Origin of the sequence: Streptomyces globisporus (genome assembly GCF_003501885.1) — a bacterium.
Classification (GTDB): domain Bacteria; phylum Actinomycetota; class Actinomycetes; order Streptomycetales; family Streptomycetaceae; genus Streptomyces; species Streptomyces globisporus_D.
On the sequence record NZ_QWFA01000161.1, the window covers coordinates 1 to 14279 of the forward strand.

6 protein-coding genes are annotated in these 14279 nt (G+C 75.1%); all 6 read left to right on the plus strand.

Annotation, left to right across the window (positions count from 1 at the left end; translation table 11 throughout):
* Positions 1-59 precede the first annotated feature (59 nt).
* Entirely contained in the window at positions 60-3212 is a 3153-nt protein-coding gene (locus tag D3105_RS25345; RefSeq protein ID WP_118905337.1) for a type I polyketide synthase, read from the plus strand.
* A complete protein-coding gene (locus D3105_RS25350) occupies positions 3209-8929 on the plus strand; it encodes a MupA/Atu3671 family FMN-dependent luciferase-like monooxygenase (RefSeq protein ID WP_118905338.1) in 5721 nt (1906 codons plus the stop codon). Before D3105_RS25345 ends, D3105_RS25350 begins: the two co-directional genes overlap by 4 nt.
* Entirely contained in the window at positions 8926-10227 is a 1302-nt protein-coding gene (locus tag D3105_RS25355; protein ID WP_118905339.1) for a M18 family aminopeptidase, read from the plus strand. Before D3105_RS25350 ends, D3105_RS25355 begins: the two co-directional genes overlap by 4 nt.
* A 46-nt stretch (positions 10228-10273) precedes the next feature.
* Positions 10274-11008, plus strand: coding sequence for a thioesterase II family protein (locus tag D3105_RS25360; protein ID WP_118905340.1), 735 nt, complete (start codon positions 10274-10276; stop codon positions 11006-11008).
* Between the two features lie 26 nt (positions 11009-11034).
* Positions 11035-11880 (plus strand): SDR family oxidoreductase, encoded by an 846-nt coding sequence (locus D3105_RS25365; protein ID WP_412080960.1) that lies wholly within the window; start codon positions 11035-11037, stop codon positions 11878-11880.
* Positions 11881-11924: 44 nt separating this feature from the next.
* Positions 11925-14279 (plus strand): amino acid adenylation domain-containing protein (locus tag D3105_RS25370; protein WP_118905342.1); only part of this gene is annotated, 2355 nt, incomplete at its 3' end.

The following is a 14279-nucleotide window of genomic DNA, read 5'->3' on the forward strand; positions in this document are numbered from 1 at the left end:
GGGCCCGATGGGGCGTGCGGGCGGGGCGGGGCGGGCGGGGCTGCGAAAGGAAGAAGCCGTTGAGGGACGACCGGATCGCGGTGATCGGGACGGCGCTGAGGTTTCCCGGGGCTGACACCCCCGAGGCGTACTGGCGCGACATCCGGGCGGGCGCGAGCCGCGTACGCCGTTTCACCCGGGCCGAGTTCGCCGCGGCGGGGGTCCCGGCGGCGGAGTACGAGCGGCCGGGGTTCGGCGGGGCGAGCGCGCCCCTGGCGGACGTGGACGGTTTCGACGCCGGGTTCTTCGGGATGAGCGGGCGGGAGGCGGAGCTCACCGATCCGCAGCAGCGGCTGTTCCTGGAGTGCTGCTTCCACGCGCTGGAGGACGGGGGGTACGCGGGCGGCGGAAGCGGGCACGCGGGCTCCGGAAGTCGTTACGCGGGCCACGACGGCGGTTCCGTACGGATCGGGGTGTACGGCAGTTCCGGCTACCGCCTGTACTCGCTGCACAGCTATCTGGCCCACCACCTCGCCGCGGAGGCCGGCTCGGGCGACTGGATGACCGCCAAGCAGGTCCAGGTCGGCAACTACACCGACTTCACGGCCACCCGGGCCGCCTTCCGGCTCGGGCTTACCGGGCCCGCGCTCACCGTGTCCACGGCCTGCTCCAGCGCCCTGGTCTCGGTGCACCTGGCCTGCCAGGCGCTGCGCGCAGGGGACGCGGACCTGATGCTGGTGGGCTCGGCTGCCCTGCATCTGCCGCAGGTCAGCGGCCATGTCCCGGTGAAGGGCTCCACGCTCTCCCCCACCGGCACGGTCCGGGCGTTCGACGCGGACGCGGACGGCACGGTCGGCGGGAACGGGGCCGCCGCCGTCCTCCTGAAACCGCTGGCGAGGGCGCTGGCCGACGGCGACACCGTGCACGCGGTGATCCTGGGCTCGGCGGTCACCAACGACGGCGCGGACAAGCGGGGCTTCGCCGCTCCCGGGATCGCCGGGCAGCGGGACGCGGTGCTCGGGGCGCTGCGCGCGGCGGACGTGGACGCGGCGTCGATCGGCTATGTGGAGGCGCACGGTACGGGCACGCCGAAGGGCGACCCGATCGAGTTCGCCGCCCTCACCGAGGCGTTCCGCGCGCACACGGACCGGACCGGGTTCTGCGCGCTCGGCTCGACGAAGCCGGCCATCGGCCATCTGGACAGTGCGGCGGGGCTTGCGGGGCTGATCAAGGCCGTCGAGGTGCTGCGGCACGGGATCGTCCCGCCGCTGGTGAACTTCGCCCGGCCCAACCCGGCGCTGGCGGTGGACGACAGCCCGTTCCTGCTGCCGGTACGGGAGCGGGCCTGGCCGCTGGCGGGGGTGCGGCGAGCCGGTGTGCACTCCATCGGCATGGGCGGTACGAACGCTCACGTGATCCTGGAACAGGCGCCGGAGGCCGTACCCGCCTCCGCCGCACCGACGGCGGCCCCCGTGCCCGCGCTGCTGCCGCTGTCGGCCGCCGACGGGGACGCGCTGCGGGCGTACGCCACCGCCCTGCGGGACCACCTGGCGGGCGGGGCTCGCCCGTCCCCCGCCGATCTGCTGACCACGACCGCGCTCGGGCGGCGGCTCCTGCCGCACCGGCTGGTGGTCACGGCGGCGGACCCGGTGGCCGGGCTGGAGGCGTTCCTGTCCGGGGTCCCGGCGGGCGAGGCGTTCACGACCGGGGTCGCCGACGGCGTACGGGATCCGGCACCGGTGTTCCTGTTCAGCGGGCAGGGCGGCGGCCACCCGGGCATGGGCGCCGAACTCGCCGCGCGCTTCCCGGTGGTGGCCGAGGTGCTGGAGTCCTGCGCCCGGGTGTACGCGAAGGAGTCCGGCCGGGACGACTTCCTGGACCGGATCGTCGGCGGGCAGGGCCCCGCACGGTGGGACACCGCGTTCGCGCAGCCCGCCCTGTTCGCCCTCCAGCTCGCCCAGGCCCGGCTGTGGGAGCGGCTCGGGGTCACCCCCGCCCGGGTCGCCGGGCACAGCGTCGGCGCGTACGCGGCGCTCTGTGTGGCCGGGGCGCTGGACACCGAGGACGCGATGCGGCTGGTGTGCGGGCGCGGGCGGCTGATGCAGGAACGGTCCGCCCCGGGCGCGATGGTCTCCGCGTTCGTCCCCCGGGCCCGGGTGCGGGAGCTGCTGGCCGCCGTCCCCGGCCTTGAGCTCGCCGTGGTCAACGGTGCCACGCACCAGGTGCTGGGCGGCTCCCCGGAGGCGGTGGACGCGGTACGGGCGCTGCTGGCGGCGCGCGGTGAGGCGCATGAAGTGCTCGCCGTGGACCGGGCGTTCCACACGGCGCTGCTCGATCCGGCGCTGGAGGAGTTCCGCGTCCTGGCCGACAAGACGGAACCGCGCCCGCTGCGCACGGAGTTCGTCGACGGGATCGACGGCACGGTCCGGCCCGCCGGGTGGCGGCCGGACGCCGCGTACCTGGTCGCGCAGGCCCGCCGGACGGCCGACTTCGCCGCCGTGCTGGCGGAGTTGGGCACCTCGCCCCTGCTGCTGGAGCTGGGCCCGTCCGCCGTGCTGACGGGCCTGGTCCGCCGGGCGTTGCCGGGCGCGGTCTGCGTACCGACGCGGGACTGGGAGCGGGCGGTGGCCGCGCTGCACTGCTCCGGGGCCGGGGTGGACTGGGCGCCGCTGCTCGACGGCTGCGGCGGCCGGCGCGTCCGGCTGCCCACGTACCCCTTCCAGCGGCGCTCCCACTGGCGGGGCCCCGCACCCCACGTTCACCCATCCCCACGCTCCACGGAGGACCGCATGACCGAACAGGCCGTACTGGACAGGGTGCTGGAGCTGACCGCGCGCCATCTCGGCCACCGGTCGGACGAGGTCTCCGCCGACCGCACGTTCGTCGGGCTCGGCGCCGACTCGCTCCAGCTCATCGGGATGGTGCGGCAGTTGGAGGCCGAGTTCGGCACGGAGATCAGCATGCAGGAGGTCCTGGAGGAGGCGGGCACGCCCCGGCTGACGGCGGCGCTGATAGCGGGGCGGAAGATTGCCCCGGCGGCCATGGTTGCTCCCGAGACCGCAGCGGTGGCGGCACCCGTGGCCGACGAGCCCGTGTACGCCACCCGGGCCGAGGTCGCCGCCCTGTCCGAGCAGATACGCCAACTGGCCGAGACCCAGGCGGCGATGCTCACCCAACTCTCCGACGCCATCGCCCTGCTGACGGCCCGCACCGACGGGACGGACGCGCGATGAGCGCGGAGATATCCGGATCCGCCGAGGCTGTGGCCCGGGCGGCGGAGCTGTCGCGGACACTCACGGCCCAGCTCACGGCCGCCCGCGCGCAGATCGAGAAGCCTCGGCCCGCCGAGGAGCGCGCGCACGGCCCCCGCCTCGTCGTGGACGCGGCGGGCGGGATGGCCGGGGCGGGGGCCGACGAGGCCCAGCGGGCCCACACCGCTTCGCTGATCCGGCGTTTCACCGAGCGCACCCGCACCTCCAAGGAGCTGGCCCAGCAGCACCGTTCGGTGCTGGCCGACAGCCGGGCCGTCGTGGGGTTCCGGGACGCCACCAAGGAGATGCTGTACCCGGTCGCGGCCCGCTCGGCGCACGGCTCCCGGCTGGTCGACGTCGACGGCAACGCGTACACCGACATCACCATGGGCTTCGGCGCGCTGCTGCTCGGCCACGAGGCGGAGCCGGTCACCGAGGCCGTGCGCCGCCACCTCGCCGACGGGCTGCGCTTCGGCCCCCGCTCCCCCGACACCGGCCAGGCGGCGGCCCTGCTGGCCTCGCTGACCGGCATGGAGCGGGTCGTCTTCGCCTCGTCCGGTACGGAGGCGAACTCGGCGGCGATCCGGCTGGCCCGGGCCGCGACCGGGCGCGACAAGGTCGTCATGTTCCGGGGCTCGTACCACGGGCACATCGACTCCGTCCTCGGCCGCCCCGGGGGCCCCGGGCAGCACGCGGTCCCCGTCTCCCGGGGCATCCCGGCCAGTGCGGTGGCGGAGCTGATCGTGCTGGAGTACGGGGAGCAGGAGTCCCTGGAGACGATCGACGCCCTCGGGGACACGATCGCGGCCGTGCTCGTCGAGCCCGTGCAGTGCCGCAACCCCGGCCTGCGCCCGGTGGAGTTCGTGCGGGCGCTGCGCGAACTCACCGCCCGCCGAGGCATCGTGCTGCTCTTCGACGAGATGCTGACCGGGCTGCGGCCCCACCAGCGCGGCGCGCAGGCGCACTTCGGGGTGGTGCCGGACCTCGCCACGTACGGCAAGGCGCTCGGCGGCGGCTTCCCGATCGGTGCGGTCGCGGGGCGCGCGGATCTGCTCGACGGGGTGGACGGCGGGTTCTGGCGGTACGGGGAGCCCGGCGGCCCCGCGCGCGAGACCACGTTCATCGGCGGTACGTACATGCAGCACCCGTTGTCGATGGCGGCGGCCCGTGCGGTGCTCACCCATCTCACCGAGCAGGGACCCGGGTTGCAGAGCGGACTGAACGCCCGCACGCAGGCTCTGGCCGACCGGCTCAACGCCTTCTTCCGCGACGAGGAATTCCCTCTGGAGCTGGCCCACTTCGGGTCGATGTTCCGGTTCCGGCACCGCGCCGACCTGGAGTTGCTCTACCACCACCTCCAACTGCGCGGTGTGTACGTATGGGAGTGGCGCAGCTTCTACCTCTCCACCGCCCACACGGAGGAGGACGTGAACCGGGTCGCGGAGGCCGTGGAGGGGTCGCTGCGCGAGCTGCGTGACGGCGGGTTCTTTCCCCGGTCGACTCCTCGCCCGGCGGCGCCCGTGACGCGGGTCGGCGCCCCGCGCCCCGCACCTGACTTCGGCGTCTACTTCTTCGGCGACTACCCGGAGACGGAGGGGGCCGCCGGGGCCGGAGGGGCCGGTGCTCCGGAGGCGTACGACGCGCTCTTCGAGACCGTCCGCTTCGCCGACGAGCACGGCTTCTCCTCGGTCTGGCTGCCCGAACGGCACTTCGACTCCTTCGGCGGGCTCTTCCCGAACCCCGCCGTGCTCGCCTCCGCCGTGGCCCGGGAGACCGAGCGCGTCCGGATCAACGCGGGCTCGGTGGTCCTCCCGCTGCACGATCCGGTGCGGGTCGCCGAGGAGTGGTCGGTGGTCGACAACCTCTCCGGCGGCCGGGTCGGCATCGGCTGCGCCACCGGCTGGCACGCCCGGGACTTCGCCCTGCATCCGGACCGGTTCGCGGACCGGCGGCGGATCGCCTTCGACCACCTCGACGAGGTGCGGCGGCTGTGGCGCGGGGAGGCGGTGCGGCGGCACACGGGCGAGGGCGCGGAGGCGGAGATCCGGATCCGGCCGCGTCCGGTGCAGGAGGAGCCGCCGTTCTTCCTGGCGACCTCCGGGCAGCGGGCCTCGTACGAGGAGGCGGCCCGGCGCGGCCTCGGGGTCGTCACCAATCTGATGAGCCAGACCGTGGACGAGCTGGCGGCGAACATCGCGCTCTACCGGCGTACGCGGGCAGCCTGCGGGCTCGACCCGGACGCCGGGCGGGTGACGGTGCTGGTGCACACGTATCTGGGCGACGACCACGCCACCGCCCGGGCGGACGCGCTGGAGCCGATGGTGCGCTACCTGCGGTCCTCGCTGCTGATGCGCTCGGCGGCGACGGCGGCCGGGCAGCGGCGCGAGGACGTGGCGGCGGCGAGCGAGGAGGATCTGGACTATCTGTTCCGCCGGGCCTACGACCGCTACTGCGACCAGCGGGCCCTGATCGGTACGCCGGACAGCGTCGCCCCGTTCGTGGCAGCGCTGCACGGGGCCGGGGTGGACGAGATCGCCGCGCTGGTCGACTTCGGGATGGACCGGCAGCGGCTGCGGTCGGGGCTCGATCGGCTGGACGTGCTGCGCCGCCGGACGCGGGAGCGGACAGCGGCGGGGGGCGCGAACCACGCCGTACGGGAGACCGTCGCGCCCGCCACCTCCGCCCAGCGGCGGCTGTGGCTGGCCGCGCAGTTGCTGGAGAACCCGGCGGCGTACAACGAGACCCAGGCCGTACGGCTGCGCGGCCCGCTGGACGTGCCGGCGCTGCGGGCGGCGGTCGACGGTCTTGTCGAGCGGCACCCGGGGCTGCGGACGGGGTTCCGGGGCGAGGACGAGGCGGGCGTCGTCCAGGTCGTCCGTGACGGGCTCCGCATCCCGTTGGCGGTGTCCGACGCCGGGGGGCAGGACCCGGACGGGGTGATCGAGGCGCTGCTCTCCGAGGAGAGCCACCGCGCCTACGACCTGGCCGGGGGGCCGCTGTTCACGCCCCGCCTGCTCCGGCTGGCCGAGGACGACCACGTCCTGGTCCTCGGGATGCACCACATCATCACGGACGCGCATTCGGCCGCGCTGATCGCCGGGGACCTCCGCGAGCTGTACGCGGCGGCCCGCGCCGGACGCCCGCCGGTCTTCGCACGGCCCGCCGGGACGACCGTCGGGGCCCCCGAGCAGGCGCACGACCCGGCCGACCTCGCCTGGTGGCGCGGGCTGCTGGGCGAGAAGCCCTCGGTGCTGGCCCTGCCGACGGACCGGCCGCGCGGGCGCCGGGTGGCGGGGCGCGGCGCGGCGGTGGCCCGGACCGTGGGCAGGGACCGGGCGGACCGGCTGGGGGAGTGGAGCGGGCAGCAGGGCGTGACCCTGTTCGCCACCTTGTGCACGGCCTGGCAGCTGGTGCTGCGCCGGCGGTCGGGGCAGGACGCGTTCCTGCTGGGCACGACGTTCGGGCGGCGGCGGCCTTCGACGGCGGACACGGTGGGCTTCCATGTGGCCCTGCTGCCGCTGGCCCTCTCCGCGACGGACGCCACCCCGCTGCCGGAGGCCGTACGGGCCACCGGCCGGGCGCTGTTCGCGGCGGAGGAGCACAGCGGGGTGGACCTGGACGCGCTGGTCGCCGCCGTCCACCCCGACCCGGGGAACCCGCGGCCGCTGGTGACGGTTTCGGTCGACCTGGACCGCTCGGCGCTGGCCGGAATCGAACTGCCCGGGCTTCGGGCGGAGGCGGTGGCGGCCGGGACGGAGTCGGCGCCGCTGGAGCTGGCGCTGATGGCCACCCGCACCCCGGACGGGAGCCTGCGGCTGCGGCTGCGGTACGACGCGGACCTGTTCGACGCGGCGACGGCGGAGGGGTATCTGGCCGAGCTGGACGAACAGTTGGAAACGGTGACAGCCGCGCCGCGCGAGGAGTCCGTACCGCGCGAGAAGCACTCACCGTACGAGGCGGCCGCCCTGCACGAGGAGCCGTCCCCCGACACCGCGGCCCGCCTCCGCGAGATCTGGGAGTCCGTCCTCGATGCGCGCGGCTTCCCCGACGACAGCAACTTCTTCGACCTGGGCGGCAATTCGATCGCCGCGATCCGCCTGGTGAACCGGGTACGGGACACCCTCGGCGTCGACTACCCACTGGTGGACTTCTTCGCCGAGGCCACCCTGCGGGCCATGACCACGCAGCTGGTGCCCGACGACAGCCCCGTCGAGGACACCGCCGTCGTCGACCGCGCCCCCGTCAGCGACCAGCAGGCCCGCATGATCGCCGGGCACCACGCCATGCCCGACCCCGCCGTGTGGAACGTCCCCACGCGGATCACGTTCACCGGGGCGCTGGATCCGGAGGCCCTGCGGTCCGCCGTGGCCGAGGTGATCGCCCGGCACGACGCGCTGCGCACCCGGTTCGTCCAGGAGGCCGCGCCGGACGGGCCCTGGTGGCAGGAGGTCGTGGCGGCGGGGCCGGTGGCGTTGCCGGTGGAGGATCTGACGGCGCTGCCCGCCGGTGAGCGGCGGTCCCGGGCGGACGCCCTGTGCCGGGCGGACGCGGCGGCCCCCTTCGAGCTGGGGCAGGCCCTGCTGCCCCGGCTGCGGCTGCTGCGGGTCGAGGAGGACCGCTGGCAGCTGATGTTCGTCCTGCACCACGTGTGCGCCGACGGCTGGTCGCTGTCCCTGCTGCTCGCGGAGATCGCCGCGCTGTACACGGCGGCCGCCTCGGGCGTCCCGCACGGACTGCCCGATCCGGCGATGCAGGCGCCCGGGTACGCCCGGTGGCAGCGGGAGCACCACGATCCCGGGGCCGAGGAGGAGCGGGCCGCGTTCTGTGCCGCCTATCTGGACGGGGTGCCGTCCACCGTCCCCGTACCGACGGACCGGCCGCGTCCGCAGAAGCTGAGCGGGCACGGGGACACGGTGCGCGGGGTCGCGTCCGGCGAGGTGCGGGCGGCGGTGGAGAAGCTCGCGGCCGACCGGCACACCACCCCGTTCGCCGTCGCCGCCGCCGCGCTCGGGGTGTTCCTGACCCGGCTGTCGGGCGAGGAGGACACCTTGCTGAGCGTCCCGTACGCCAACCGCGAGGGCACCGCTTCGGAGTCGCTCGTGGCGATGACGTCCACAGCGGTGATGGTCCGCGTACGACTGGATTCAGCCAATCTTGAGGAGACGTGCGCGGAGCTCGCGGTGCGTACGGGGGCGGGTGCGCTCGGCGCCATGGCGCATGTGCTGCCCACGGCCCGCATCATGCAGGCGATGCGGGACGCGGGCGCTGTCAGCGTCCCGGACCGGGTGCCGCATGTCCTGGCCTTCCAGAACTCCGTCGACACGGACATCGAGATCCCCGGGCTGCGGGTCGAGGTGGCCGATCTGGCACCGCCGCTTTCCCGCAGCGAGCTGTGCTTCGGGCTTGCGCCGCGCCGGGACGCCGCGAAGGGTTATCGAACGTTCCTGGAATTCTCCACCGACCTGTGGGACCACACGACCGCCCACGACCTTCTCGCGTCATACACCGACCTGCTCGCGGAGTTCTGCGCCCGGCCCGACCGGCCGGTCCGGGAACTCCTCGGGGAGCACCCCTCGCAGGGGTCCTCGGGCCAAGGCTCCGGGGGCGCCGCCGGGGGTGCGAGCGCCGGGCCCGACCAGCCCGGCGGACCGTCACCCTCCCAGTCATTGCCGAACACCGGAAAGGCGGACGCCGTATGACTCCGGCCCCCCACCGCAGCCACACCGACGACCTGCTCTCCTTCATCGCTGCCAGCCCGTCCCCGTACCACGTGGTTGCCAGTGCGGCCCAGCGTCTGGAGAAGGCCGGGTTCCGTGAACTGCGCGGCACCGACGACTGGACCGGGGCGACCGGCGGCCTGTTCGTCAGCCGCGCCGGTGCGCTGATCGCCTGGTACGTCCCCGAGGACGCGCCCGCCCACACCCCGTTCCGGATCGTCGGCACCCACACCGATTCCCCGAACCTGAGGATCAAACCCGCACCGGACACCGGGACTGCGGGGTGGCGGCAGATCGGGGTGGAGATCTACGGCGGGGTGCCGCTGAACACCTGGCTCGACCGGGACCTCGGCATCTCCGGCCGGCTCGCGCTGCGCGGCCCCGACGGCGTACCGCGCAGCCGACTCGTCCAGATCGACGAACCCCTGCTGCGGGTACCTCAGTTGGCGATCCACCTGGACCGTTCGGTGAACGAGGGCGTGGCGCTGGACCGGCAGCGGCACATCGCGCCGATCTGGGCGCTGGGCGACCCGCGGGAGGGCGAACTGGTGCGCCGGGTCGCGGCGGACGCCGGCGAGGACCCGGCGGACGTCCTGGGCTGGGACCTGATGCTGCACGACATCCAGCCGCCCGGGTACCTGGGCGTGGACAGGGAGTTCGTGGTGGCGTCGCGCCTGGACAACCAGGTCTCGGTGCACGCCGGGGTGACCGCGCTGGTGGACGCGGCGACGGGGAGCACGCAGCCCGCGTTCATCCCCGTGCTCGCCGCCTTCGACCACGAGGAGGTCGGCAGCGGTTCGGAGACGGGCGCGCAGAGCCCGCTGCTGGAGCGGATCCTGTCCCGTTCCGTGTCCGCCCGCGGCGGCGGCGACGAGGACTGGTCGCGGGCGCTGGCGGGCGCGTTCTGCGTCTCCGCCGACATGGCGCACGCGGTGCACCCGAACTACTCCGAGCGGCACGACCCCGACCACTGCCCGCTGCCCAACGGCGGCCCCACCATCAAGGTGAACGTCAACCAGCGGTACGCCACCGACTCCACCGGCATCGCGATGTTCACGGCGGCGGCCGAGCGGGTCGGGGCACCCTGGCAGCCGTTCGTCTCCAACAACGCGATGCCCTGCGGCACGTCGATCGGCCCGCTCACGGCGGCCCGGCTCGGCGTCACCACGGTGGACGTCGGGGTGCCGGGCCTCTCGATGCACTCGGCCCGCGAGCTGTGCGGGGTCAGCGACCCGGGCTACCTCGCCGCGATCCTCGCGACGATCATGGTCGGGGACTGACCGAACTCCGGTGGACCGGTAGAAGAGAAAGAGAACAGGAACGATCGTGGCCGACGCAGACACCGTCCTCATCTGCCTGCCCTTCGCCGGGGCGGGCCCCTCCTTCTTCACGCCCTGGCAGAAGCGGGCGCCGGAGGGGCTGCGGATCCTCCCGGTCTCCCTGCCGGGCCGCGAGAAGCGGTTCCCCGAGCCCGCGTACGACGCGGCGGCCCCGGCCGTCGACGACGCGTACGCACAGGTGACGGCGGCGCTCGGCGGGGCGGACGGGGGCGGCAGCCCGGTCGTGCTGTTCGGGCACAGCATGGGCGCGGTGCTCGCGTACGAGCTGGCGCACCGGATCGAGCGGGCGGGCGGGCCGGTCCGCCTGGCCGCGCTCGTCGTGAGCGGTGCGCCCGGCCCCTGGACGCCGCGCACGGACCGGGCGGACGGGCTGCCGGACGAGGAGTTCGCCGCCCGGGTCCGGGTGTTCGCCGGGTACGACCACCCGGCGCTGGCGGACCCGGAGATGCGGGAGCTGCTGCTGCCGGCGCTGCGGGCGGACGTCCGGCTCCACGAGACGTATGTGCCGTCCACGGACCGCCCGTTGAGCGTTCCCGTCATCTCGGTCCGGGGCCGGGAGGACACCCTCGTGGGGGCGGCGGAGGCGGCCGAGTGGGGCCGGGCGACGACGGGGAAGCTCACGGTGGCCGAGCCGGCCGGCGGGCACATGTATCTGGCCGAGCGGCCGGACGAGCTGCTGGAGCTGGTGGCCGCCGAGGCACGCGCGGCGAGGGGCCGGTGACCGGCGACGGTACGGGCACGGGACCGGTGAGCAGCGGCTCCGGTACGGAGCGGCTGGCCGGGCGGGCGGCGGTGATCACGGGGGCTGCGCGCGGTCTCGGCCGGGCCTGCGCCCTGGCGTTCGCCCGTGAGGGCGCCGACCTGATGCTGCTGGACGTGGCGGGCGAGCTGCCCGGGGTGCCGTATCCGCTCGGCTCGGCCTCGCAGCTCGCGCACACCGCCGAGCTCTGCCGCGAGGAGGGCTCCGCCGTGCTGACCCGGCAGGCCGACGTCCGGGACCTGGCGGCGCTGGAGGCGGCGGCGGACGCGGCCGAGGAGCGGTTCGGGCGGATCGACGTACTGGTCAACAACGCGGGTATCGCCGCCCCTTCGGGCCGCCCGGCGCACGAGATCACCGAGGCCGAATGGCAGTTGATGATCGATGTGGATCTGGGCGGCGCGTGGCGGGCGATCCGTGCGGTGGGGGCCCGGATGGTCGCCCAGGGGTCCGGTTCGATCGTCAACGTCGCCTCGACGGCGGGGCTGGTGGGCTACCGGCACTTCGCGGGGTACGTCGCGGCGAAGCACGGTCTGGTGGGCCTGACGAAAGCGGTGGCTCTGGACTACGCGCCCCGCAAGGTCCGGGTCAACGCGGTCTGCCCGGGCTCGGTGCGGGACGACGAGGCGATGGAGGGCCGGATGCTGGCGGAGATCGCCCGCTCGCTGGAGGTGCCGGTGGCGGAGCACGAGGAGACCTTCGTCCGGGACCAGCCGATGAACGCACTCGTGGAACCGGGTGATGTGGCGGACGCGGTGCTCTGGCTGGCCACGGACGCGTCCCGGCAGGTGACCGGCAGCGTGGTCACCGTGGACGGCGGCTTCACCGCCCGCTGACCCCCGATCTCCGATATCCCTTGCGTCTTCGAGGAGTTGCGTACGTGCCGCCTGCCCAGCACAGCCTGACGGTCCGCCTGTCACCGGCCACCAGCGACGCCGCGCTCGCCGCCGCGCTCACGGTGGCGGCCGAGCTGTGGTGGCCCGGGGACCGCCCACCCCGGGTGTGGACGGAGCCTGTGCCCGCCCCGGCCGCATCCGACGCGGCGGCCCGGCGGCGCGCGGCCGAGGCGAGCCGCCCCGTCGCCTCCGGCCACCGGCTGCGCGCGGTGCTGCTGCGGTACGCGGACGAGCGGAGGGAAGGGGCGGCTGCGGGTCCCGACCTCGTCCTGACGGCCGACGGATCCGCCCTGGACGCGCGGTCGTTGCGGATCGTCGCCCGGGTGCTGCGGGGCGACTTGGCCCCGGATGCGGTGACGCCGTTCGCCGGGCCGCGCCCGCTCGATCTGCGCCTCGACGAGGAGACCCGCCGCCTGACCTCGGCGCTCGCGCTCACCGTCGGGCGGTACGAGGGGGCGACCGCAGTGGGCGTCGCCGTCCCCGTACCGGCCCGGGACCGGCCGCCGTACGCGCTGGGGGCGCTCGACGGGTACGCGGTGTTCGCGGCGGACCTGTCGCCCGGCCGTACGGTCGCGGAGCTGCTGGCCACCGAACCGGTCACCCTGGCCGACGGGGCGGAGCCGCCCGCGCTGGAGTTGATGGCGAGCGATGGTCCCGCCGTCCTGCCGACCGGGCCGGGGGGTCTTCCCGTACCGGCCCACCAAGTGGAGCGCGTTCGACAGCAGTTGCTCACCAGCCGGCCCAACACACCGCTGTCTCGGCTGAATCCGCTGAGCGAGGCGGAGTCGGCGGAGCAACCGGCCCTCGGAGCCCGACCCGCGCCCCTGGCCTCCCCCCTCCGCATCGACATAGCCTTCGCCGCGCAGGTCGCCTCCCGCCCCGACGCTCCCGCCCTCACCGCCGGGCCCGTCACGCTCTCGTACGCCGAACTCGACGCCCGTGCCGAGGCGTTGGCCGACGGTCTGTACGCCCACGGGGTCCGCCCCGGTGATCTCGTCGGGCTCTGCCTGCCCCGCTCGACGAACCTGGTGGCGGCGATGCTCGCCGTGCTGAAGGCGGACGCCGTCCACGTACCGCTGGATCCGGAGCATCCGGCGGACCGGCGGGAGCGCACCGCGCGGGACGCCGGGGTCCGGCTCACGGTCGAGGACCCGGCCACCCTCACCGGCCACCCGCCCCGGCCCGCCGCACCGCGCGGAGAGCCGGGCTCACCCGCGTACGTCATCCACACCTCGGGCTCGACCGGCCGCCCCAAGGGGGTCCTCGTCCCGCACGCCAACGTCACGGCCCTGGTGGGTGCCGTCCGCGAGGACTTCGGGCTCTCCCCCGACGACACCTGGACGTGTTTCCACTCGGCGGCGTTCGACTTCTCGGTGTGGGAGATCTGGGGCGCGCTGCTGACGGGCGGGCGGCTGGTCGTCGTGGACCACTGGACCACCCGCTCCCCGGAGGACTTCCACGCGCTGCTGGTCCGGGAGCGGGTGAGCGTGCTGAGCCAGACCCCCTCCGCGTTCACCCAGCTCGCGGCGGCCGACCGGGCCGCGCCCGACCCGGCGGGCATCCGGCTGGTGGTGCTGGGCGGCGAACCGCTGGACGCCCGGCCGCTGCTGGACTGGTTCGACCGGCACCCGGAGGACCGCTGCCGGCTGGTCAACATGTACGGGATCACCGAGACCACCGTCCATGTCACGGCGGCCACGGTGACCCGGCGGGACGCGCTCGCCGGTTCCCGGTCCGTGGGGCGGCCCCTGCCCGGCTGGTCGGTCCGGGTGCTGGACGCGCACGGGCGGCCGGTGCCGCCGGGTGCGCCCGGGGAGATCGTGGTGGGCGGGGCGGGCGTGGCGCTCGGCTATCTGAACCGGCCCGCCCTGACCGCCGAACGCTTCGTCCCGGACCCCCTGGACCCGGCGGGGCGGCGGCTCTACCGCAGCGGGGACCTGGGGCGGCTGCTGCCCGACGGAACGGTGGAACACCTGGGCCGGATCGACGACCAGGTGAAGGTGCGGGGCTTCCGGATCGAGCCGGGCGAGATCCGGCACGTGCTGCTGGAGGACCCGGCGGTGTCGGCGGCGGCGGTCACCGTGACCGGCGGAGACGCCGGGGACGCGGCGGCCGTGCGGATCGACGCGTACGTGGTTCCGGCCCCGGGGGCGGGCGAGGACCCCGGCCCCGTACGGGAGCGGGCGGCCCGGCTGCTGCCGCCGCACATGGTGCCCGCGACGGTGACCGTGCTGCCGGCCCTCCCCCTCACCGCGAACGGCAAGCTGGACCCGGCCCGGCTGCCCGCGCCCGGGACACACCGCGATCCGGTGACGCCCGCCCCGGCGCCCGCCCCGACC